Raw genomic sequence first — 21,038 nt, forward strand, 5'->3', positions numbered from 1 at the left:
CAATCCTTTTAATTGCCGCCTTCTTCTTTTGCGACTCCTTTTTCAAGTGCTTTCCATGACAGGGTTGCACATTTGATACGGGCCGGGAATTTTGAAACGCCTTGAAGGGCTTCAATGTCCCCGAGATCTATAGAATCATCATATTCTTTCCCTTGCATCATATCCGAGAAAATCTTAGACATGGAAAGGGCTGTTTCAATATCTTTTCCTTTAATCGCCTGAGTCATCATCGAAGCGGATGCCATTGAAATGGAACAGCCTTCCCCTTCAAATTTCGCATCTTCCACGATGTCTCCGTCAAGCTTCATTGTCAGTCTGATTCGGTCGCCGCATGTCGGATTGTTCATATCCACGACGATGCTGTCATTCAAAACCCCTTTGTTGCGCGGGTTTTTGTAATGATCCATAATCACCTGTCTGTACAATGTATCTAAGTTTGCATTAAAAGACATTTGTAAAATACTCCTTTGTCTTTTGAAGAGCTTCCACAAGCTTATCAATCTCTTCCTCTGTATTATACAGATAAAAGCTTGCTCTTGCAGTAGCAGTTACATCCAGCCATTTCATCAGCGGCTGCGCGCAATGATGGCCGGCTCTGACAGCGATCCCTTCCGCATCAAGTACGGTTGCCACATCGTGAGGATGAACATCATCAAGATTAAATGTGACAAGTCCGGCACGCTCTTCCGGTCCGTAAACTGTTACGCCGTCAAGCTGGCTGAAGCGTTCAAGTGCATAAGCTGCAAGCTTGTGCTCGTGGCGGGAGATTTCATCAAGACCGATTTCTTCGAGAAAATCAATTGCGGCACCGAGACCGATTGCTCCTGCAATAATCGGCGTACCCGCTTCGAATTTCCACGGAAGCTCTTTCCAAGTTGATTCATAAAGCCCGACAAAGTCGATCATTTCACCGCCGAATTCGGCAGGCTCCATGTTTTCCAGCAGGGCTTTCTTTCCGTACAACACACCAATACCGGTAGGGCCGCACATTTTATGGGAAGAAAGCGCAAAGAAGTCGCAATCGAGATCCTGCACGTCAATTTTCATGTGAGGCGTGCTTTGCGCACCGTCCACCACAATAACAGCACCATTGTCATGAGCGATTTTCGCCATGTCTTTAATCGGGTTGATCGTGCCGAGGACGTTAGATACATGAGACACCGCAACAATTTTTGTGTTGCTTGTGACCGTTTCTCTGACGTCTTCTAAAGAAATCGTTCCGTCTTCCTGCAGCGGAATATATTTTAATGTGGCGCCAGTCGCTTTGACAGCCTGCTGCCACGGAATGATATTCGCATGATGCTCCATGTAGGTGATAACCACTTCATCACCCGGTTTCAGGTTGGCGCGCGCATAGCTTAACGCCACCATATTCAGTGATGTGGTCGTGCCTTTTGTGAAAATAATCTCAGCCATTGACTTCGCGTTAATAAACTTGCGGACTTTTTCACGCGCTCCTTCATAACCGTCTGTCGCTCTGGTTCCAAGTGTATGGACGCCCCGGTGAACATTGGAATTGTATTGGTTATAATACTTATCCAGTGTTTCAATGACAGCACGCGGCTTCTGAGAAGTCGCCGCGCTGTCGAGATAAACGAGATCATGTCCGTTCACTTGCTGATGAAGGATCGGGAACTGTTCACGAATATCTGTGATATTCATTACTTCACTTTCCTTTCGATAACAGAAACTAATTGTTTCTTAACGCCTTCAATCGGAAGTTCGTTTACTACCGGCGCAAGGAATCCATAGATGACTAAGCGTTCTGCTTCTTCTTTCGCAATTCCGCGGCTCATCAGGTAGTAAAGCTGAATAGGGTCTACACGGCCGACAGATGCCGCATGTCCTGCAGTTACATCGTCTTCGTCAATTAAAAGAATAGGGTTTGCGTCTCCGCGTGCTTTTTCACTAAGCATCAGCACACGTGATTCTTGTTCCGCATTCGCTTTAGAAGCGCCATGTTCGATTTTGCCGATTCCGTTAAAGATAGAAGAAGCAGAATCCTTCATCACACCGTGCTTCAAGATATATCCTTCTGAAGCTTTACCGAAATGGATGATTTGTGTTGTAAAGTTCTCTGTTTGCTCTCCTCTTCCGACAACAACCGTTTTCGTATCGCCGTATGTGCCGTCACCGTAAAGGTTTGTTGTGTTTTCGGAAATCGTGTCGCCATCGTTCATCAGGCCGAGAGCCCACTCGATTTTGCTGTCGCGTCCGCGAGCAGCACCGCGGCGGTTCACATATGTTGTCACACCGCTAGACAGATTATCCACCGCACCGTATGTCACGCTGGCATTATCACCTGTGATGACCTCACTGATAATATTGAAGACAGCGTCTTTCGGGTTTACAGTGCTAATGTAGTTTTCTACATACGTTACAGAACTGTGGTCTTCAGCCACAATCAGTACGTGGTTGAAGAGAGCCGTATCATTGCTTTCGTGGACATAAACAGCCTGAACCGGCGTCTCCACCTGAACATTTTTCGGAACATAAAGGAATGCTCCTCCGTTAACAAGAGCTGCGTGAAGTGCAGTTAATTTATGCTCGTCAACCTTCACGCCGTCCTTCATAAAGTATTTCTCCACCAAATCGCTGTGCTCGCGTGCGGCAGTCAGAATATCAGTGAAGATGACACCTTTGTCTTTCAATTCTTGAGAAAGAGAAAGGTATGCCGGCGTCTGGTCACGCTGTACATATAATGTTTTATCTTCGTTTTCAACATCGATCAGCGCTTTTACTTCATCAGTCAAATCTTCCAATGAAGAAAGCGGTTCGTTATCAACTGTATGCTTCGCGAAATTCGTGAAGTTCCAGTTTGTGATTTTTGTTTTATCAGGCTTCGGCATCGGCAGATCCTCAGCTTGTTCAAGAGCCTGTAAGCGCAGGTCTTTCAGCCAGGCAGGTTCTTGATGCTTTTCGGAAAAGCTTTTGAGATACTCCTGATCTACGGATAGTTTTGTACCTAGTGTCATGTTAATCCCCCTAACGCTTACGCTTCTTGACCTACAGTTTCGTCTTCAATACCAAGTTCTTGTTTGATCCAGTCATAACCTTCTGCTTCAAGACGCTGTGCAAGCTCTGCACCGCCGGATTTTACAACACGGCCTTGCATCATAACGTGAACAACATCTGGAGTGATGTAGTTTAACAGGCGCTGATAGTGAGTGATCATCAGGCAGCCGAAGTTTTCGCTGCGCATTTTGTTGATTCCTTTAGATACAACTTTCAGTGCATCAATATCAAGACCTGAGTCGATTTCATCGAGGATGGCGATTTTCGGTTCAATCATCATTAATTGAAGGATTTCGTTGCGTTTTTTCTCCCCGCCTGAGAAGCCTTCGTTAAGGTAGCGCTGGGCCATTTCAGGGTCCATTTCAAGGAACTCCATGTTTTCGTCCATTTTGCGGATGAATTTCATAAGAGAAATTTCATCGCCTTCTTCTCTGCGCGCGTTGATTGCTGAGCGAAGGAAGTCGGCATTTGTCACGCCACTGATTTCACTTGGGTACTGCATCGCAAGGAATAAACCTGCCTGCGCACGCTCGTCCACTTCCATCTCCAGTACATCTTTGCCGTCAAGCGTGATGCTGCCTTTTGTTACTTCATATTTAGGATGCCCCATAATAGCAGCTGACAAAGTGGATTTACCTGTTCCGTTCGGTCCCATTACGGCGTGGAACTCTCCGCCTTTTATTTCAAGGTTTACACCCTTTAAGATCTCTTTCCCTTCGATTTCAACGTGAAGATCTTTGATCGTTAATGTTGAAGCAGCCATATCTATACCTCCAAAAATATATAATCATTATTCTCATTTTATTCTCATTCTAATTTTATAACAAATGAAAAGTAAATACAACTTTTTATCGTGCCTTGCACATTCCTCAAGTTTAACAAAGATCTGCACTTAATTAAAGCGATTGAAAAAGAAAAAGAGTGGATTCCCACCCTTTTTTAAAAGATTGATTTTCTCAATAACCTCCCGCAGAAATCCGCTTGCTCTTTTCATAATCAAGCTCTCTCTGCCGCTCTACTTTCATTCTTGTTTCCAGCCGGCGTCCGTATTCCTCGTATCCAATTCCGTGAGACAGAAGCATTGCTTTTTCCATTTCTGACGTATAATCGAGGTCCAGTCTATCCTGGCTGCTGCAAATAATGAATCAATCCCTTCATAAATTTGCTTCTATTGTATCAACGCTGCAATGGATACCGCAAAAAGGATATGGCTTGAAATAACGGCAGATGAGACGAAGGCATCCTTTTAGATCAAATGAGAATGGATTTTCGGAATATTCCTTCTCTTAATGCGTGGTGTTTCCGAATTCCTCTATGCACTGCTGGACAACTGTCACGCCTTGGCTGAGAGCCGCGCCGCCTCCAAATGCCGCCGCCACACTGACGGCTTCGAGAATATTTTCTTCTGTCGCTCCCTCATCAAGACAGCCTTTTGTGTGATAGATCATGCAATATTCATCTTGGGCATTGATGGCGATTCCGAGGGCGATCAGCTGTTTTTCTCTTTCAGTCAGAGAATTGCCGGCAAAGCATTGTTCAGTAAACTCGTTAAACTTTCTTCCCATCAGCGGCATCTTTTGTTCAAATGTGCCTAAACCTAATTTATACTGTTTTAGCGCGTCCTGCATGCTTCCTCTGTCTTGATTCAAAGAAAATCCCTCCATCTGTTTAACATTCCTTTTTATTATGAACAGCTTTTAGGAAAATACCCGAAAAAAACCCCGGATTTCTCATCCGGGGTTTCACCGTGTCAGCAAACCCTCGCATTCGTTGTCAGACCTGCGCGTCGGTGCTCACGAATTGCAACATTCGCTCCGCTCCAATGCTCGGCCTTCCTAGACTTCAAGGGTTTTCAATCACGCTGAAAAGATGACAAAGCCCTAAAACTAATATCGTTTTAGGGCTTTGTCAATAATTGAACCCCGGATTTCTCATCCGGGGTTTCAGTCTTATTCAGATACAGGAAGCACAGCTCCGTCGTATTTTTTCTCGATGAAGTCTTTGATCTCTTTAGAATGAAGAACTTCCATTAGCGCTTTGATTTTTGCAGAATCTTCTTCGCCTTTTCTTACCGCAATGATGTTAGCGTATGGGTTGTTTTTCGTTGATTCTACTTCAATCGCATCTTTTTTAGGATTTAATTTATTTTGGATCGCATAGTTTACATTGATGAAGACCGCGTCTCCTTCTTTGTTATCATATGCTTTTGCTGTTAATTCAGGCGCTACTTTTTTGAATTCAAGGTTTTTCGGGTTTTTCTTAATGTCTTTCAATGTTGCGTCAACTGTTTCCACTTTAGAATCAAGTGTGATTAATCCTGCGTTTTCAAGCATTGCAAGCATACGGCCTTGTTCAGCGACGTTGTTTGTCAGGATAATTGTCGCACCGTTTGGAAGGTCTTTCAGTGATTTGTATTTTTTAGAGTAAATACCGAATGGCTCTAAGTGAACAGCTCCGGCATTCACAAGTTTGTAATCTGTGTTTTCTTTCATTTCTTGCTCAAGGTAAGGAATGTGCTGGAAGTAGTTCGCATCCACTTCTTTATCAGCTAAAGCTTTGTTGTACATCTTGTAATCACTAAGCACTTTCACTTTCAGCGTGTAGCCTTTTTCTTTCAACAATGGTTCAGCTTCTTTTAAAATTTCCGCATGCGGTGTTTTTGTCGCTGCAACCACAATTTCTTTCTTGCCGGATTCAGCGCCGTTATTTGAACCGCAGGCAGCCATAACCCCTGCAAACACAAGCAGTAATGCACCCAAAAATAGCTTTTTCAATGTAAATCCTCCCTTATCGTTTGTCTATAATATTTGTTATTACATCACCGATGATTTGAATAATAAAGACGATGATTAAAATAAACACAGTAGCAACGAAGGTAACATCAGCATTATTAGACTGATATCCTTCTACGTACGCAAGGTTTCCAAGGCCGCCTGAACCGATGGCTCCGGCAATTGCCGTTGAGCCAATCAAAGCGATGGCCGTAACCGTGATCCCAGAAATAAGAGCCGGCATAGATTCCGGAAGCAGCACTTTGAAAATAATCGTAGACGTTTTAGCGCCCATTGATTTAGCGGCTTCAATCACACCTTTATCAACCTCGCGCAATGCGATTTCAGCAAGGCGCGCGTAAAACGGTGCCGAACCGATCACCAGCGCCGGCAATGCGGCGTTAGGCCCTAAGATCGTGCCGACTAAGAACTTCGTAAACCCTAACAGTAAAATAATTAAAATAAGGAATGGAATCGATCTGAATATGTTGACAATGGCCGCAATCACAGAGTTGACCGCTTTATTTTGCCAAAGGCTCCCTTTGCTTGTCAGGAAAAGCAGCAAGCCGAGGATCACCCCGATGACAAAAGCAAACAATAAAGAGATCAGCGTCATATAAAGTGTTTCATATGTCGCGTTCCACAACTCAGTTAAATCAACGTTCGGAAAGTATTTTTCAAACATTCGTGATCACCTCTGCTTTCACCTGTTTGTCATTAATGAACCGGATCACGTTTTGCACTTCTTCCTCGTCTCCATCAATATGGATGAACAGTGAACCGTAAGCTCCATCCTTCGTCTGAGAGATTTTCCCTTGCAGAATATTGACGCTGACATTGAAGTTTCTGATCATCTCTGTAATCAGAGGCTGTTCAGCAGAATCACCGACAAATGTGAGCTGAACCATTTTTCCTGATGCTGTTTCATCAAGAAGGTGCTGTAGCGTTTCTTTCGTTTCTTCCGGCTCTGTCACCTGCTGAACAAATCGTTTTGTCATGTCTTCCTTCGGATTTTTGAAGACATCGAGAACTTCGCCTTCTTCCACAACCTTTCCGTTTTCCATGACAGCGACTCTGTTACAGATTTTGCGGATGACATGCATTTCGTGTGTGATCAGCACAATCGTCAAACCGAGTCTTTCATTAATATCGGACAATAGATCCAAAATTGAATCTGTCGTTTGCGGATCTAATGCTGATGTCGCTTCATCGCAAAGGAGAACCTTCGGATTGTTTGCAAGCGCTCTGGCGATTCCGACACGCTGCTTTTGCCCGCCGCTCAGCTGAGACGGATAAGATTTTTCTTTTCCTTCTAAACCTACCAGTTTAATCAGTTCATCGGCGCGCTTGATCCGTTCGCTCTTTTTCACCCCGGCAATTTCTAAAGGAAACATGATATTGTCTCTAACGGTCCGCGACCAAAGCAAATTGAAATGCTGGAAAATCATGCTGATTTCATGGCGTGCATTTCTTAAAGCGCGTCCGTTCACTTCATTAATCTTGGTTCCCGCCACTTCCACGGTTCCTGAGGTTGGTTTCTCAAGGCCGTTCAGCAGACGGATTAAGGAACTTTTACCAGCTCCGCTATATCCTATAATTCCAAAAATCTCACCTTTTTTAATGGAAAGCGAGACATTTTGGACAGCATTGACATCTCCGTGTTTCGACTTATAAACTTTTGAAACATCTTGAAGATTGATCAAAGCAATCACCTGCCTTAACACTATTCTAAGAAATCTTCCGGGTTTTTCTGCAAAAGAAAAGCCTTTCTGCACACTTGAGCAGAAAGGCTTATATAAAATGCCTTTCTCTCATCTTTCAAAGCTGAACGCTTCGTGTGAATTGGCACCATTTCAACAGCGTTGATGGTTGCCGGGCTTCATAGGGCACTTCCCTCCACCTCTCTTGATAAGAGAAATATATAGTCTTTTTCGTCCGGAAATTCTTAATGTAGAATAGCATGGCGAATGATTAAATGTCAATAAAATAAATGATGTCAACTTTTACTATTATAATAATTACCTATTTTTTAATTCTTTAAAATCCTCTGAAAAAATCCGTTCGTCAGCCAGAGTATGGCTTCTAGTTTTAACAGGGCCCTGAATGACCCCTTTACTTTGAGGCTTCCGCTCTGAATAAGGTGCTGAAGGGAAATGTCTCCGTGCAATAAGTCAATAATTTCTGTTTGGTTTCCGTAAAAGGTCAGGTTGGACGTTTGGGGCGAAGAAATTTTTTTCATTTCTCCCTGTTCGTTTATTGAGACGGTTAAGGCTTCTGTTTCTCCTTGGAAGGTAATGAGCAATGTCGAAGCGTTCAAAAGGGGTTTTAAAAACAGATGCTGATACTCATCTTCTAAAACTTCCGCTTTCTCCATATGTACAACCTCCTATTTGTTGGTCATACATACACATTTCTCTTTCTGGCGCAAGAACCCCTTTATAAAACGAACGACAATTTCATTGGATTGTGCAGAGAAATATGTCATAAATGGGATGCGGAAGATGATTTTTGTTTGATCAGCTCATATAAATAAGAAACAGAGTGAAACGCATATCCTCTTTCGACCACTTTTCCGCCTTTAAACAGCAGAAAACAAGGGACGCTTTCAATTTGATATGCTTTTGCGAATGTCGGAGAGTAATTGACATTGTTTTTATAGAAGGCGACATCAGGCAGCATTTCTTTCACCACTGTCAGCATTTTGCTTGCAAGCTGGCAGGTGCCGCAAAACGGAGTATATAAATAAAGGAGATACACATCATCTTCAATGTGCTCAAGCTCATATTCTTGGAGTTCTTTCATGCTATACACCTCGGGATTTTCTTTCAAGAAAAATAGTATGGACATTCAAATTCGCACGCAGCAATACAGAGGCGACATGGTGCCTGGGTGCAGCCGCTACTTCCTTATAGGCTCTGTCGATATGGAGATGGCAGGCTTCGTGAAATTCTCTTTTCAGCTGTTTTCTTAATTTCTCGCCTGATTCATCAGCATCAACTAATATATAGACGTCTTTATCGTAAAGCTCGTCAGCCAATTCCTCAAGCTTCAGCTGGCTGATTGTTCCGTTTGTGCAGATAATGCGCACTGGTTCATTCAGGACGCTTTCGATTTTCTCTTTATCTGTTTTCCCTTCGACAATCATAACCTTTTCCAGCTCATCCATCTTCATCTTCTTCACCTGCCGCGTCATATTTGAAACGTTCAGATTGTAAAAGAAGGCAGTGAAATTCACCGCCAACATTAACACCAGCCGTTTTCGTAGTCACAATCCACGTATTTTTCGTCGTTTCCTGAGACCACATCAGCTGTCTTATAAAATTTCTCATTTTCAAAGGAATAACCTGACTTAAGCTCATATTCATTCATGCTTGTCATTTGGCCGATCATCTCATTTTCATGATATAACGAGAGCCGGCCATTTTGAAAGCGGCCTGTCACATCATTGGTGACATCGAGCTTTTGTTTGCTGAAAGCCATATTGGACACCTCCCATAACGTTAGCGTGTCCAATTGCCTTTACAGCTATCCTGTTTTAGTCTTCTTGTGTCATCTCTTCGTATTGCTCTGCTGTCATCAGTTTTTCAATTTCAGAAGCGTCAGACGGCTCAACGACGATCATCCATGCTTTTTCGTACGGAGATTCGTTGACGAATTCCGGACTGTCATCAAGATCTTCGTTTACTTCCACAACAGTTCCGTTAATCGGTGCATAAAGCTCAGATACCGTTTTAACGGATTCAACACTGCCAAATGGCTCGTCCGCTTTGATTTCAGCGCCGACTTCAGGAAGTTCGACAAACACGATGTCGCCTAGCTCAGACTGGGCAAAATGCGTAATTCCAATTCTGGCTTTTTCTCCTTCAACTTTTACCCACTCGTGTTCTCCTGAGTAACGCAAATCTTTAGGTATGCTCAATTGAATCCCTCCATTTTTTACAGCACTACAATAAGAAGATAACATACTTTTCAAAAAAAATTTACATTAAGCCCAGTTTTCTTCAAATTGGTCTTCTTTAAATCCGACTGTCACTTTTTCGCCGTCTGTTGTAAGCGGGCGTTTGATCAGCATTCCGTCTGAAGCCAGCAGTTCAAGCTGCTCGTCCTCCGACATGTGATACAGCTTTTCCTTGAGATTCAGCTCACGGTATTTCATGCCGCTCGTGTTGAAAAATTTCTTGAGGTCCAGCCCGCTTTTTTCATAAAGCGCTTTTAGTTCTTCTTTGCTTGGAGGCTGCTCTGCAATATGTATTTCGTTTATTTCTTTCCCATGCTCTTCAAGCCATTTCTTTGCTTTGCGGCACGTTCCGCATTTAGGGTACCAGTAAAAAGTTAACGACATCTTCTTCCCCCTCAATAAAATAATCGAGGTTATTTTAACACAGTTTGTTTTAAAAACCTAAAACAGTGCTTCTTAAAAAAGCTCCGCGCATGCGGAGCTCTTGGCCAATCAGACAATATATTTTTCAGCCTCAAAAACGCCCGCTGCCGCTTCGCGTTTTTTCTGAATAACGTTTTTAGGTGTTACGCGCGTGAGCTTGCGCAGAGCGGAAAGCATCATGCGGAGTGAATCTCCTTCTTCCATTGCGATGAGGGATTCCTTCGCGTGCGCTTCAATTTCATTAAAGGCTTCTTGAACGAAAATTTCTGTATACAGCACCTTTTGCGCCGCTTTTTCTTCGCCTTGCGCGGCAATGGCCTTTTCCGTTCTGAGCACGGCTGATTCCATTGCATACACATTGCTGACGATATCCGCGACGTTGACGAGAATTTCTTGTTCGCGATCGATGGCTTTTCCGTATTTTTGCGCGGCGAGACCGGCAGCGAACAGCGCGATTTTTTTGGCTTGCTTAACGATATATTTCTCCTGCTCTAACACGCCGCTGCCAGGCTCTTCAGGCATAAGCATCATGAGTTCTTCCTGCAGCGACTGCGCTTTTTCAAATAGAGGCAGTTCGCCTTTGAGCGCTTTTTTCAGGAAGGTGCTTGGCACGATTAACCGGTTGATTTCGTTTGTGCCTTCAAAAATCCGATTGATCCTTGAATCCCTGTAGGCTCTTTCTACTTCGTACTCCTGCATAAAACCGTAGCCTCCATGAATCTGCACGCCTTCATCTACGATATAATCAAGCGTTTCAGAGCCAAATACCTTATTCAGAGAGCATTCGATGGCATATTCGGCAATTGACTTGGCAATTTGCCGGCCGTCCTTGAGATCTTCGGCTGTAAACTGGCTCATATTGTCTTCAAACAGCCCAACCGTTCTGTACACAGAGCTTTCCATCGCGTACAGCCTTGATGCCATTGTCGCAATTTTTTCCTGGGTCAGCGAAAAGCTAGCAATCGGCGTTTTAAATTGGCGCCGCTGATTTGCGTATGCCGCAGACAGCTCGATTACCCGCTTAGATGCACCGATTGTGCCAACCGCCAGCTTGTAGCGGCCGATGTTTAAAATATTAAAGGCGATGACATGCCCTTTGCCGATTTCTCCAAGCAGGTTTTCTTTTGGCACTTCAGCCTGATCTAAAATAAGCGTTCTTGTCGATGATCCTTTGATTCCCATTTTCTTTTCTTCCGGACCCGTCGATACACCCGGGAAATTTTTTTCCACAATAAAGGCCGAGAACTTTTCGCCATCCACTTTAGCGTAAACAACAAATACATCAGCAAAGGCAGAGTTGGTAATCCACTGTTTTTCCCCGGTTAACACGTAATGCGTTCCTGCTTCATTTAGCACGGCTGTTGTTTTTGCTCCAAGCGCATCAGACCCAGAGCCCGGCTCAGTCAGTGCATAAGCAGCGATCTTTTCGCCTGAAGCGAGTCCTGGCAAATATGTTTTCTTTTGCTCTTCTGATCCGAAAAAGACGATCGGCAAGGACCCGATGCCGACATGCGCCCCATAAGAAAGAGAAAAGCTTCCCGCACGCGAAAATTTTTCAGTGATGAGTGCCGAGCTGATTTTATCAAGACCGAGCCCTCCGTATTCCTCAGGCACATCAGCGCCAAGCAGCCCAAGTTCGCCCGCTTTCTTCAACAGCCTGACGGAATGCTCGAATTGATGGTTTTCGATGTCATCTATATGAGGGAGAACATCCTGCTCAATGTAGTCCTCAGTTGTTTTCGCAATCATTTTATGCTCGTCAGTGAAATCTTCCGGTGTATACATTTGATCGTATGGAACATCCTCGATTAAGAAACCGCCGCCTTTTTGTACTTCAGCCGCTTTTTTTGCCATTTGTTTTTCCCCCTTTAGCATAATTCAAATACACCGGCCGCTCCCATCCCGCCGCCGATACACATTGTAACGACTCCAAATTGCTCGTTTCTCCGTTTCATTTCATGAATCAGTGAGAGTGTAAGCTTTGTACCCGTACAACCGAGCGGATGTCCAAGCGCGATTGCGCCCCCGTTGACATTCACTTTTTCCTCATCAATTCCCAGTTCCCTTATCACTTGAATGGCCTGTGATGCAAAAGCTTCGTTCAGTTCAAACAAGCCGATGTCCTGCAGTTGAAGCCCGGCAAGCTTCAAGGCACGCGGAATGGCTTCCACCGGTCCGATGCCCATCACTTCCGGCGGCACGCCGCCTACTGCAAAGGAGCGGAATTTCACAAGCGGCGCCAAGCCCAGTGCATCAGCTTTTTCCCGGTCCATCAGCATAACTGCCGCCGCTCCGTCACTCGTCTGCGAGGAATTACCCGCAGTAACCGTTCCGTCAACGGAAAAAGCCGGGCGCAATGTCGCTAAGATGTCTGTCGTCGTTTGCGGGCGAACGCCTTCATCCTGAGAAAATACAAACTGTTTTTCCTGAGGCTTATGGTTTTCTCCGATTTCTGTCACCGTCACTTCGACGGGAACAATCTCATCTTTAAATTTCCCCTCTGCAAGAGCTTTGGCCGCATTCTGGTGGCTGCGAACGGCAAACGCATCCTGATCCTCGCGGGAGACGCCGTATTTTTTCGCGACCTGCTCGGCTGTGTGGCCCATGCTCATGTAATATTCCGGCGCCTTTTCTGCCAATGCGAGGTTCGGACGGGTCACATGCCCCATCATCGGAACCTGAGACATGGATTCTGCTCCGCCGGCGATCGCTGTATCATAGGCGCCGAGCATAATTTTTTCTGCCGCATATGCGATGGACTGAAGACCTGAAGAGCAGTAGCGATTGACTGTAATTGCCGGGACCGTGTACGGCAGTCCCGCAAGCGCGCCAATATTTCTCGCCATATTTAGCCCCTGTTCCGCTTCAGGTGTTGCACAGCCGATAATCAAATCGTCAATATTGCCTTCGTAGCCGCCTGCCCGTTTCAGTGTTTCTTTTACGCAAATCGCTCCCAAATCATCCGGACGAACGGTGGCCAACGATCCTTTTTTTGCTTTCCCAACCGGTGTTCTTGCACCTGACACTATGACTGCCTCTTTCATAAGCTCCCTCCTAATTCCGTAAAGGTTTACCTTTCACAAGCATATGCTGCATTCTCGCTTGAGATTTCGCCTCTCCTGCCAAACTCAAAAACGCTTCTCTCTCGATCTCCAATAAATACTCTTCATCAACCGCTGTACCAAACTGCACTTTTCCGCCGGCAATGACATAAGCGAGTTTTTTCGCGATCTTGAAATCATGCTCTGATATATAGCCGGACAGCTTCATTTGCTCAGCGCCAAGCAAGAGTGCCGCATAACCGGTTTCTCCCGCCACCTTAACCTTTTCTTTTACAGGCGGCCGCCAGCCAGTATCGTATAAAGATGCAGCCAGCTGCTTTGCATCATAAAGCAGGTGGTCCTGATTCATGCTAATGTGATCTGTTTCTTTTAAGATGTTCATCACACGAGCCTCTTGGGCGGAAGCGGATACTTTCGCCATCGCAATCGTTTCAAATGTTTTCATTGCCGCATTCATCGGATCAAGACCGCGGCGAAGATGGTTGATGTACAGCTCTTTGTTTCCACCTCCGCCAGGGATGAGGCCGACGCCGGATTCCACAAGCCCCATATAGGCTTCGCTTGCTGCTTGAATACGCGCCGCCGGCAGACACACTTCCGTTCCTCCGCCGAGCGTCATGCCAAATGGCGCGGCGACAACCGGTTTCGCACTGTATTTGATCTTCATCATCGTCTCTTGGAAACGGCGTATCACGAAATCAACTTCCAAAAAGTTGTCATCCTGGACTTCCATTAAGATCATGCCAAGATTCGCGCCGACGCAGAAATTTTTTCCTTGGTTGCCGATGACAAGGCCTTTGTAGTTCCGCTCTGTTTCCTCTAACGCTTTGTTGATCATTTGAATGATATCGAGGCCGATCGCATTGCTTTTCGAATGGAATTCAAGAAGGGCCACATCATCTCCAAGGTCAATCAAGCTTGCTCCGTTATTTTTTGCAATCACGCCTTTTGTTTCTTTAAGTGCTTGTAAATGAATCCGTTTTTTGTTTTCTTTCACGGCTCTATATTCGCCGCGGTCATAATAAAATACCGTTCCGTTCTCTTTGATGTAGAAGGTTTCATTCCCTTTGTCCAGCATGTCTTTGATCCAGCCAGGCATATCTGCTCCAAGCTGCTCAAACTTTTCTGCCGACTTTCGGAGGCCGATGGCATCCCACATTTCAAACGGGCCCAGCTCCCAGCCGAATCCCCACTTCATGGCTTGGTCAATCGCATGAATATCATCGGCAATCTCACCAAGCAGTTCGGCTGAGTAAAGCAGGGTTTGAGATGTGATATTCCACAGCAGCCTGCCGGCTCTGTCGTCTGAGTAAATAAGCGCTTTCATTTTCGCTTTTGTCCCTTTTGCCTGTTTTGCCGCTTCAAGTGCCGGTGATTTCATTTTTGTCCGCTCGCCATAAGTAAGCGTCACTGGGTCAAGCTCATAAATCGTTTTTCCTTCTTTTTTATAAAAGCCTTGTCCTGCCTTGCTTCCGATCCACCCTTTTTCCAGCATATCGTTCATGAAAACTGGCAGGCGGAACACTTCTTTCTCGTCTCCATCCGCTTTGTCATACACATTTCGGGCGACGTGGGCAAATGTATCGAGTCCGACAACATCAAGCGTTCTGAAGGTCGCGCTTTTCGGTCTGCCGATTAGCGGGCCTGTGATCGAATCAACTTCCCCAACCTGATAGCCGCCTTTCAGCATTTCTTGGACTGTGACGAGAAGTCCATATGTTCCGATGCGGTTTGCGATAAAGTTCGGTGTGTCCTTTGCTGTAACAACGCCTTTGCCAAGGACATTTTCACCGAAGGCTGTCATAAACTTTAAAATATCAGGATCAGTTTCCTTAATCGGAATGATCTCCAGCAGCTTTAAATAGCGGGCGGGATTAAAAAAGTGCGTTCCAAGAAAATGGGCTTTAAAATCATCCGACCGGCCTTCAGCCATTTCCTGCACTGATATGCCGGAGGTGTTGCTTGAGACAATGCTCCCAGGCTTCCGGTGTTCATCCACAAGTGCGAAAATTTGCTTTTTAACTTCAAGGTTTTCGACAACGACTTCAATAATCCAATCTGCTTCTTTGAGCTTTGCTGCATCATCCTCCAGATTGCCTGATGTGATATAGGAGGTATTTTTTGCTGATGTGAGGGGAGCGGGCTTTTGTTTCAGCAGTTTTTTCACCGCCTGCCGGCTCAGCCTGCTGCGCACCTCCGGACTGTCTTTCGTCAGTCCCCTTTTTTCCTCTTCCTTTGTCAAATCGTTCGGCACAATATCAAGCAGCAGGACAGGAATTCCGATGTTAGCCAAATGCGCCGCAATCCCGGAACCCATTACCCCCGATCCTAAAACGGCTGCCTTCCGAATGTGTTTGTGCATGAGATATCCCCCTTGAACATTGAATGAATAGTCATTCATTTTTTGACCAAAAAAAATGAAACCCGTTTCTTCTTTCATCTTAAAAGATTTCCGGTTCGACTTCAATAGCTAATTTGTTATTTTTTTGTATGAAGCTTATAAAAGACGGGCAACTTAAGCCCGGAGGTGAAGGGAATGGTGCGAGAGAAAAAAAATCCGTCTTCAGCGGCAGTCAGCGCGGCGAGCGTAAAGGGAGATGCCGGTCCGACTCAGCATTACGGCGGCGGAAAACGGACAAGTCAAAATCAGCAGTATAAAAAACATAACATGGAACAATCATAATGCAGCTGCTTCCCGCGGCTGCTTTTACTTTTTCAAGATCCCTTTTAACACAAACGCTGCATTGGCGGGCCGTTCGGCAATTCTTCTCATAAAGTAGCTGAACCAGTCCGTTCCATATGGGACATACACACGCATTCTGTACCCTTCCTTGGCGAGTTCCTTCTGCCGCTCCGGCCTGATGCCGTAAAGCATTTGAAACTCAAATTGTGACGCTGGGATATGATGTTCAGCAACGAGCTGTTTCGTAAACGCAATGATGTCATCGTCATGTGTGGCGACAGCCGTGTAGTTCCCACTTAACAGCTGCAGCTTTATTAGGCTCTGAAAATGAAGGTCTGTTCCTTTTTTGTCTGGAAACGCTACAGCCGCAGATTCTTTATAAGCGCCTTTCACAAGTCTGAGATTCGGCTTTAAGTCGCGCATATTTCTGATATCTTCTGCCGCCCGGTACAGATACGCCTGAATCACCGTGCCGAGCATCTCAAATTCCTGTTTGCATTGCCTGTAGATAGCGAGTGTCTGTTCATAATGAGAATAGTCTTCCATATCAATGGTCACAGCAACACCATATTGCTTCGCAGCGGATAGAATGGCACGCAAATGAGATAGGGCAAGTTCTTCTGAAAGATCGAGCCCGATCGAGGTCAGCTTTAATGAAAGCTCTGAGTCCAATTGATGTTTGGCAATGGCTTGAATGGCCTTCTTGCATTCCTCTGCGACTTGATCTGCTTCTTTTTCTGAAGCGGCATACTCGCCTAAATAATCAATTGTTGCGCATAAACCGGATCTGTTTAGCCTTTTGACGGTCTTAACCGCCGACTCAATTGTATCGCCGGCGACAAACCTTCGTGCCCCAAGCCGCGTTCCGTATGCTTTGGCGAACTTGGTAAGTGTTTTATTTTGAGATAAGAATAAAAACACATGTCTCAACATCCGACTCCCTCCTGCCTTCATCTTCAAAACACCTGTATATAACTCCCAGCCTGAAGGAAACTATAAAATGAACAGAAATCAAAGGAGGATCACAATGGAAAATCAGCAGCAATCTCAAATGCCGCCTTCCGTTATTTCGACAAAGGATCATTTGTATCTGAATGACATGCTGAACTGGAATTTGCTCGCGATGAAAAAAGCGCATTTCATGGCGCAGCAGTGCCAGGATCAATCGTTAAAACAAGAACTCGACCGCGTCGGACACATGCATCATGATCACTATCAAAGAATATTAAAGCACCTGCAGCCAGGCCAGCAGCAGTCCGGCTACATCCAATAAGGAGGCGCCAGAATGAATCAGCAAAATCAGAAAATCAGCAATCCGCAGACACCTGTACCGACAACTTCGGAAATGAATGACAGAGATTTCGTCAATGAGTTGCTGACAACAGAAAAATACATGACAACAGCTTATTGCACAGCCCTGCACGAATTCAGCCACGAGTCTCTTTATCAGGATATTCAATCCATTTTTGATGAGTCACAAAAAGCGCAAAGAAAACTGTATGACCTCATGTTCCAATATGGATGGTATTCTGTTGAAGCGGAGGATGCCCAAAAGCTGCAGCAATCCTATCAAAAATTCCAGCAGACCATTCAGCAGCAGTCTCCATATCAGCAGTAACAACATCAGCAAAAAGGATACGATGTTCTTCCGGGCATCTATCCTTTTTTTGTGCGTAAAATCAGTTGACTTTTCATTAACTCTTATTTATATTTAATAAGCATTAACTATTTTGTCATCAAAATATATATACAGTGTATGTAACAGAGGGGAAATGAATATGAAGAGTGCGGATCAGTTAATGTCCGATATCCAATTATCGCTTCAGGCGCTCTTTCAAAAGATACAGCCTGAAATGCTAGAAAGCATGGAGAAACAAGGTGTCACCCCAGCGCAGCTGTTTGTGCTGGCCAGCTTAAAGAAACACGGCAGCCTCAAGATTTCTGAAATTGCCGAGCGTATGGAGGTTAAGCCAAGCGCGGTGACGCTAATGGCTGATCGCCTTGAACAAAAAAATCTTATCGCCAGAACACACAACACAAAAGACAGGCGAGTGATTGATCTCAGTCTTACTGATGAAGGAGACAGAAAGTTCGAGGAGGTTTTGGCGGGCAGAAAAGCCATTATGGCGCGATACCTTTCCTTCTTGACGGAGGAGGAAATGCTTCAGGCGGCGCATATTACAGAAAAGCTCGCACAAGCAGCGGAAACTGATGAAAAGCAAAACATGAAAGAAGGAAACGGATGAAATGAGTAATGAAGGCAAACAATCAAAACGAACGTTATTAATAACAGGCTTAATTATTGCCATGTTTTTTTCAGCTCTTGACGGTACCATTGTCGGAACGGCCATGCCGAAAATTGTCGGTGATCTGGGCGGTTTGAGCATGATGACCTGGCTGACAACTGCATATTTGTTAACATCAACAACCATTGTTCCAATTGCCGGTAAACTGGCCGATTTATTGGGACGCCGCATTGTCTATGTATCAGGATTAATTATTTTTATGGCAGCTTCTGCTTTGTGCGGGATGGCCAACAATATGACAGAATTGATTATCTTCCGAGGACTGCAGGGAATCGGTGGGGGCATTATGATGCCGATGGCGATGATTGTCATCGGTGACTTGTTCACAGGAAAACAGCGTGCTAAATTCCAAGGGGTCTTTGGCGCGATTTACGGGCTAGCTTCAGTGATTGGGCCGCAAATCGGCGGCTGGATTGTAGACTCACTAAACTGGAAATGGGTTTTCTATATTAACCTTCCAGTCGGAATTATTGCGGTTATTTTTATTGCCAGAGGATTGCAGGGCCGTCAGCAGACTGGTCCGATCAACTTCGATATCGCTGGTATTTTCACGATGATTGTCGGGGTTGTCAGCCTCCTTCTCGCCCTAAGCTTTGGCGGAAAAGATTATGCGTGGGGCTCATGGCAGATTCTTGGCTTGTTCGCACTCGCGCTGATCGGCATTGTCAGCTTTATTATCGTAGAATCAAAAGCAAAAGAGCCAATCCTGCCAATGTATTTATTTAAAAACAGAACGTTTACATTTTTAAACCTGATCGGCTTCTTTATGAGTATCGGAATGTTTGGTGCCATTACGTTTGTTCCTTTCTTTATGCAGGGAATTGTCGGAGTCAGCGCGTCTGAATCAGGTACAATTATGACACCGATGATGATCTCTATGATTATTACAAGTATTATCGGCGGCCAGCTTGTTTACAAAGTCGGCATTAAACCGCAAATTATTACAGGCATGATAGTTATGGCCGGAGGATTCCTGCTGTTAACGACTTTGGACCTTGATACGAGTAAGCTTGTTGCTACATCGTATATGGCAATTATTGGTCTAGGAATGGGTCTGGTTATGCCGATTCTGACACTAGCTTTACAGGAAAGCTTTTCGAAGGAGGAGCTTGGGGTTGTCACCTCTTCCAGCCAATTCTTCCGTTCTATCGGAGGAACATTCGGCATTACCATGCTGGGAGCCGTAATGAATGCAAGATCAGGAAGTTTATTAACAGATAAACTGGTGCCGTACTTAGACTCACTTCCGGCACAGGCAAGCTCATTTGCCTCCCAGCTAAAGGGTATGATTGATACAAATCCGCAAGGGCTGCTGCAATCACTGTTCAGCCCGGACGCAATCAAACAAATCCCTGCGGCTTTCTCATCCCATATTATGCCGATATTAAAAACATCGTTGATGGATTCACTCCACAGCGTGTTTTATACAGGCCTGATCTTTATCGCCGTCGGAGCCGTATTTACATTGTTCTTAAAACCTATCAAGCTATCAAATAAGAAAACGGGAGAACAAGTAAAGGAGAAAGCGGCACAAGCCGTTGAATCACCTTCCCATTAATAGAGTGCCCCGCGGATACCAATCCGCGGGGTTTTGTTATTCGATCATCTGAGCTCTTCCATTTCCGAAGGACCAATCCTCATCCTGATTTCCGGCCAGCATAATAAACACATCTTCTTTTCTTACGCCAAGCTGGGAATGAATCCGGCTCGCGATTGAGTGGTAAAGGGCTTTTTTCTGTTCAGTTGTTCTTGACTGTTTCAAGGTAAAATGAATGTATATCAGTTCATTGGTGCGCTCGACCTGCAGATAAGACGGATCATAAAAAAATTCACTATTTTCATATTGCCTGATGACTTGAAAGTAGTCATCTTCCGGCACATTAATTTCTTCGATCATCGATTGGTGAATGGTCCTGCTTAGTTTTTGAAGCCACGCTTCACTTCTTCCCGCCCGTAAATGAATCTGTACAAATGGCATCCCCCGCATCTCCTCTCTTTACAGCGTCTGTCCGCTGTCAATTGTGATGATTTGGCCTGTGAGTGATTCCTGTTCAACAAGCGAACAAATCAATTTGGCGACTTCATCCGGTTCAGCGATACGCTGTAACAGCAAAGTGCCGATCATGCTTTTCATTTTTTCTTCCCGGCCAGCCCACCATCTCGTTGCGACAGCTCCCGGTGCTACACCGCTCACCCTGATTTCGGGCGCTAAGGCGTGGGCCAATGATTTCGTTAAACCGTGCACCGCCGATTTTGACACTGCATAAGGCATAGATGAACCCGCCCCGGTTAACCCTGCGATGCTGCCGACATTTACGATCGCTCCAGCCTTGCTTTTTTTCATGAACGGAACCACTGCCCGCGCGCAGAAAAACATCCCTTTCACATTGACAGCGTATACCTCATCCCAGATGTCTTCGGTCGCAGCTTTAAGATCATCCATTGGAATATGCCGTGTAATGCTGGCATTATTGACTAAAACATCAATCGTGCCGTATGTTTTCACGATCGATTGAACCATGTCCTGCACTTCGCTGTTTTTTGATACATCGGCTTGAATGGCGAAGGCTCGCCCGCCAGCTTTTTTAATCATATCCACTGTTTCCTGCGCTTCGGATTGTGAACGTGAATAATTCACCGCAACAATCGCTCCGCGTTTTGCCAATTCCATACTGGCTGCTCGTCCGATTCCTGTGCCGCCCCCCGTTACGAGAGCAATTTTGTTCATTACATTCATTGCCGCCACTCCTTGCTGTTGATTAACATCTCTTGCTGATTCCATTGTAATCCAGGTCAGGTGTTACGTATAATGATTGTTAA

26 protein-coding genes and 1 riboswitch are annotated in these 21,038 nt (G+C 45.1%); of the genes, 5 read left to right on the forward strand and 21 right to left on the reverse strand.

Annotated elements, in window-relative coordinates:
* Window positions 1–8: 8 nt before the first annotated feature.
* The 18 genes from sufU to AC0DBE_RS16230 all read right to left on the reverse strand — a co-directional run bounded on the left by sufU (window position 9) and on the right by AC0DBE_RS16230 (window position 15,591).
* A complete protein-coding gene (sufU, locus tag AC0DBE_RS16145; protein ID WP_003222809.1) occupies window positions 9–452 on the reverse strand; it encodes a Fe-S cluster assembly sulfur transfer protein SufU in 444 nt (147 codons plus the stop codon).
* Window positions 442–1,662 carry a cysteine desulfurase SufS gene (gene sufS / locus AC0DBE_RS16150; RefSeq protein ID WP_061187980.1) on the reverse strand — a complete coding sequence of 407 codons (1,221 nt, stop codon included), beginning with the start codon at window positions 1,660–1,662 and terminating at the stop codon, window positions 442–444. Before sufS ends, sufU begins: the two co-directional genes overlap by 11 nt.
* On the reverse strand, window positions 1,662–2,975 hold the full coding sequence (gene sufD, locus AC0DBE_RS16155; RefSeq protein ID WP_014115078.1) for a Fe-S cluster assembly protein SufD: 1,314 nt from the start codon (window positions 2,973–2,975) through the stop codon (window positions 1,662–1,664). The genes sufS and sufD overlap by 1 nt, the downstream gene beginning before the upstream one ends.
* 17 nt (window positions 2,976–2,992) lie before the next feature.
* Window positions 2,993–3,778, reverse strand: a complete 786-nt coding sequence (gene sufC, locus AC0DBE_RS16160) for a Fe-S cluster assembly ATPase SufC (protein ID WP_003151872.1) — start codon at window positions 3,776–3,778, stop codon at window positions 2,993–2,995.
* Between the two features lie 193 nt (window positions 3,779–3,971).
* Entirely contained in the window at window positions 3,972–4,109 is a 138-nt protein-coding gene (locus AC0DBE_RS16165) for a YuzK family famiily protein (RefSeq protein WP_014115079.1), read from the reverse strand.
* 192 nt (window positions 4,110–4,301) lie between these two features.
* The gene (locus AC0DBE_RS16170; protein ID WP_003222796.1) at window positions 4,302–4,679 is read right to left on the reverse strand and encodes a carboxymuconolactone decarboxylase family protein; all 378 of its coding nucleotides are present in this window, start codon (window positions 4,677–4,679) and stop codon (window positions 4,302–4,304) included.
* 285 nt (window positions 4,680–4,964) lie between these two features.
* Complete coding sequence (gene metQ, locus AC0DBE_RS16175; RefSeq protein WP_014115080.1) at window positions 4,965–5,789, reverse strand: methionine ABC transporter substrate-binding lipoprotein MetQ; 825 nt, start codon at window positions 5,787–5,789, stop codon at window positions 4,965–4,967.
* Between the two features lie 13 nt (window positions 5,790–5,802).
* Window positions 5,803–6,471 (reverse strand): methionine ABC transporter permease MetP, encoded by a 669-nt coding sequence (gene metP / locus AC0DBE_RS16180; protein WP_014115081.1) that lies wholly within the window; start codon window positions 6,469–6,471, stop codon window positions 5,803–5,805.
* Window positions 6,464–7,489 (reverse strand): methionine ABC transporter ATP-binding protein MetN, encoded by a 1,026-nt coding sequence (metN, locus tag AC0DBE_RS16185; RefSeq protein WP_014115082.1) that lies wholly within the window; start codon window positions 7,487–7,489, stop codon window positions 6,464–6,466. The genes metP and metN overlap by 8 nt, the downstream gene beginning before the upstream one ends.
* Window positions 7,490–7,594: 105 nt before the next feature.
* Window positions 7,595–7,701: riboswitch (SAM riboswitch) on the reverse strand.
* A 114-nt stretch (window positions 7,702–7,815) separates the two neighbouring features.
* Window positions 7,816–8,160 carry an SCP2 sterol-binding domain-containing protein gene (locus tag AC0DBE_RS16190; protein WP_014115084.1) on the reverse strand — a complete coding sequence of 115 codons (345 nt, stop codon included), beginning with the start codon at window positions 8,158–8,160 and terminating at the stop codon, window positions 7,816–7,818.
* 107 nt (window positions 8,161–8,267) lie between these two features.
* Window positions 8,268–8,588, reverse strand: a complete 321-nt coding sequence (locus AC0DBE_RS16195; protein WP_014115085.1) for a thioredoxin family protein — start codon at window positions 8,586–8,588, stop codon at window positions 8,268–8,270.
* A gap of 1 nt (window position 8,589) precedes the next feature.
* On the reverse strand, window positions 8,590–8,952 hold the full coding sequence (locus tag AC0DBE_RS16200) for a toprim domain-containing protein (RefSeq protein ID WP_166854595.1): 363 nt from the start codon (window positions 8,950–8,952) through the stop codon (window positions 8,590–8,592).
* A gap of 77 nt (window positions 8,953–9,029) precedes the next feature.
* Window positions 9,030–9,266 carry a YusG family protein gene (locus AC0DBE_RS16205; protein WP_003222783.1) on the reverse strand — a complete coding sequence of 79 codons (237 nt, stop codon included), beginning with the start codon at window positions 9,264–9,266 and terminating at the stop codon, window positions 9,030–9,032.
* Window positions 9,267–9,321: 55 nt separating this feature from the next.
* A complete protein-coding gene (gene gcvH / locus AC0DBE_RS16210) occupies window positions 9,322–9,705 on the reverse strand; it encodes a glycine cleavage system protein GcvH (RefSeq protein ID WP_003222781.1) in 384 nt (127 codons plus the stop codon).
* Between the two features lie 66 nt (window positions 9,706–9,771).
* Entirely contained in the window at window positions 9,772–10,128 is a 357-nt protein-coding gene (locus tag AC0DBE_RS16215; RefSeq protein ID WP_003222779.1) for an arsenate reductase family protein, read from the reverse strand.
* Window positions 10,129–10,236: 108 nt separating this feature from the next.
* Window positions 10,237–12,021: an acyl-CoA dehydrogenase FadE gene (gene fadE, locus AC0DBE_RS16220; protein WP_242734338.1), complete on the reverse strand. Its 1,785-nt coding sequence runs from the start codon at window positions 12,019–12,021 to the stop codon at window positions 10,237–10,239.
* A 14-nt stretch (window positions 12,022–12,035) separates the two neighbouring features.
* Complete coding sequence (locus AC0DBE_RS16225; RefSeq protein WP_061187974.1) at window positions 12,036–13,211, reverse strand: acetyl-CoA C-acetyltransferase; 1,176 nt, start codon at window positions 13,209–13,211, stop codon at window positions 12,036–12,038.
* Between the two features lie 10 nt (window positions 13,212–13,221).
* Window positions 13,222–15,591: a 3-hydroxyacyl-CoA dehydrogenase/enoyl-CoA hydratase family protein gene (locus AC0DBE_RS16230; protein ID WP_472962877.1), complete on the reverse strand. Its 2,370-nt coding sequence runs from the start codon at window positions 15,589–15,591 to the stop codon at window positions 13,222–13,224.
* A gap of 174 nt (window positions 15,592–15,765) precedes the next feature.
* On the opposite strand from AC0DBE_RS16230, the gene AC0DBE_RS16235 reads away from it, so the two are divergent.
* A complete protein-coding gene (locus AC0DBE_RS16235) occupies window positions 15,766–15,912 on the forward strand; it encodes a YuzL family protein (protein WP_003240817.1) in 147 nt (48 codons plus the stop codon).
* 24 nt (window positions 15,913–15,936) lie between these two features.
* Here AC0DBE_RS16235 and AC0DBE_RS16240 read toward each other — a convergent pair whose 3' ends face one another.
* Window positions 15,937–16,845, reverse strand: coding sequence for a proline dehydrogenase family protein (locus AC0DBE_RS16240; protein ID WP_014115090.1), 909 nt, complete (start codon window positions 16,843–16,845; stop codon window positions 15,937–15,939).
* Window positions 16,846–16,939: 94 nt separating this feature from the next.
* Here AC0DBE_RS16240 and AC0DBE_RS16245 point away from each other — a divergent pair, with 94 nt between their 5' ends.
* From AC0DBE_RS16245 to mdtP, 4 genes are all read left to right on the forward strand, one after another.
* Entirely contained in the window at window positions 16,940–17,185 is a 246-nt protein-coding gene (locus tag AC0DBE_RS16245) for a hypothetical protein (protein ID WP_014115091.1), read from the forward strand.
* 12 nt (window positions 17,186–17,197) lie between these two features.
* Window positions 17,198–17,530: a spore coat protein gene (locus AC0DBE_RS16250; RefSeq protein WP_003222766.1), complete on the forward strand. Its 333-nt coding sequence runs from the start codon at window positions 17,198–17,200 to the stop codon at window positions 17,528–17,530.
* A 160-nt stretch (window positions 17,531–17,690) separates the two neighbouring features.
* Window positions 17,691–18,158: a MarR family transcriptional regulator MdtR gene (gene mdtR, locus AC0DBE_RS16255; protein WP_014115092.1), complete on the forward strand. Its 468-nt coding sequence runs from the start codon at window positions 17,691–17,693 to the stop codon at window positions 18,156–18,158.
* A 1-nt stretch (window position 18,159) separates the two neighbouring features.
* Entirely contained in the window at window positions 18,160–19,776 is a 1,617-nt protein-coding gene (gene mdtP, locus AC0DBE_RS16260; RefSeq protein WP_014115093.1) for a multidrug efflux MFS transporter MdtP, read from the forward strand.
* Window positions 19,777–19,812: 36 nt separating this feature from the next.
* On the opposite strand, the gene AC0DBE_RS16265 is transcribed toward mdtP, so the two are convergent.
* Both AC0DBE_RS16265 and AC0DBE_RS16270 read right to left on the reverse strand, forming a co-directional pair.
* Complete coding sequence (locus AC0DBE_RS16265; protein ID WP_072183517.1) at window positions 19,813–20,196, reverse strand: tautomerase family protein; 384 nt, start codon at window positions 20,194–20,196, stop codon at window positions 19,813–19,815.
* An 18-nt stretch (window positions 20,197–20,214) separates the two neighbouring features.
* Window positions 20,215–20,955 (reverse strand): SDR family NAD(P)-dependent oxidoreductase, encoded by a 741-nt coding sequence (locus AC0DBE_RS16270; RefSeq protein ID WP_268454328.1) that lies wholly within the window; start codon window positions 20,953–20,955, stop codon window positions 20,215–20,217.
* Window positions 20,956–21,038: the final 83 nt, after the last annotated feature.

This window comes from Bacillus sp. VA15 (assembly GCF_055721145.1).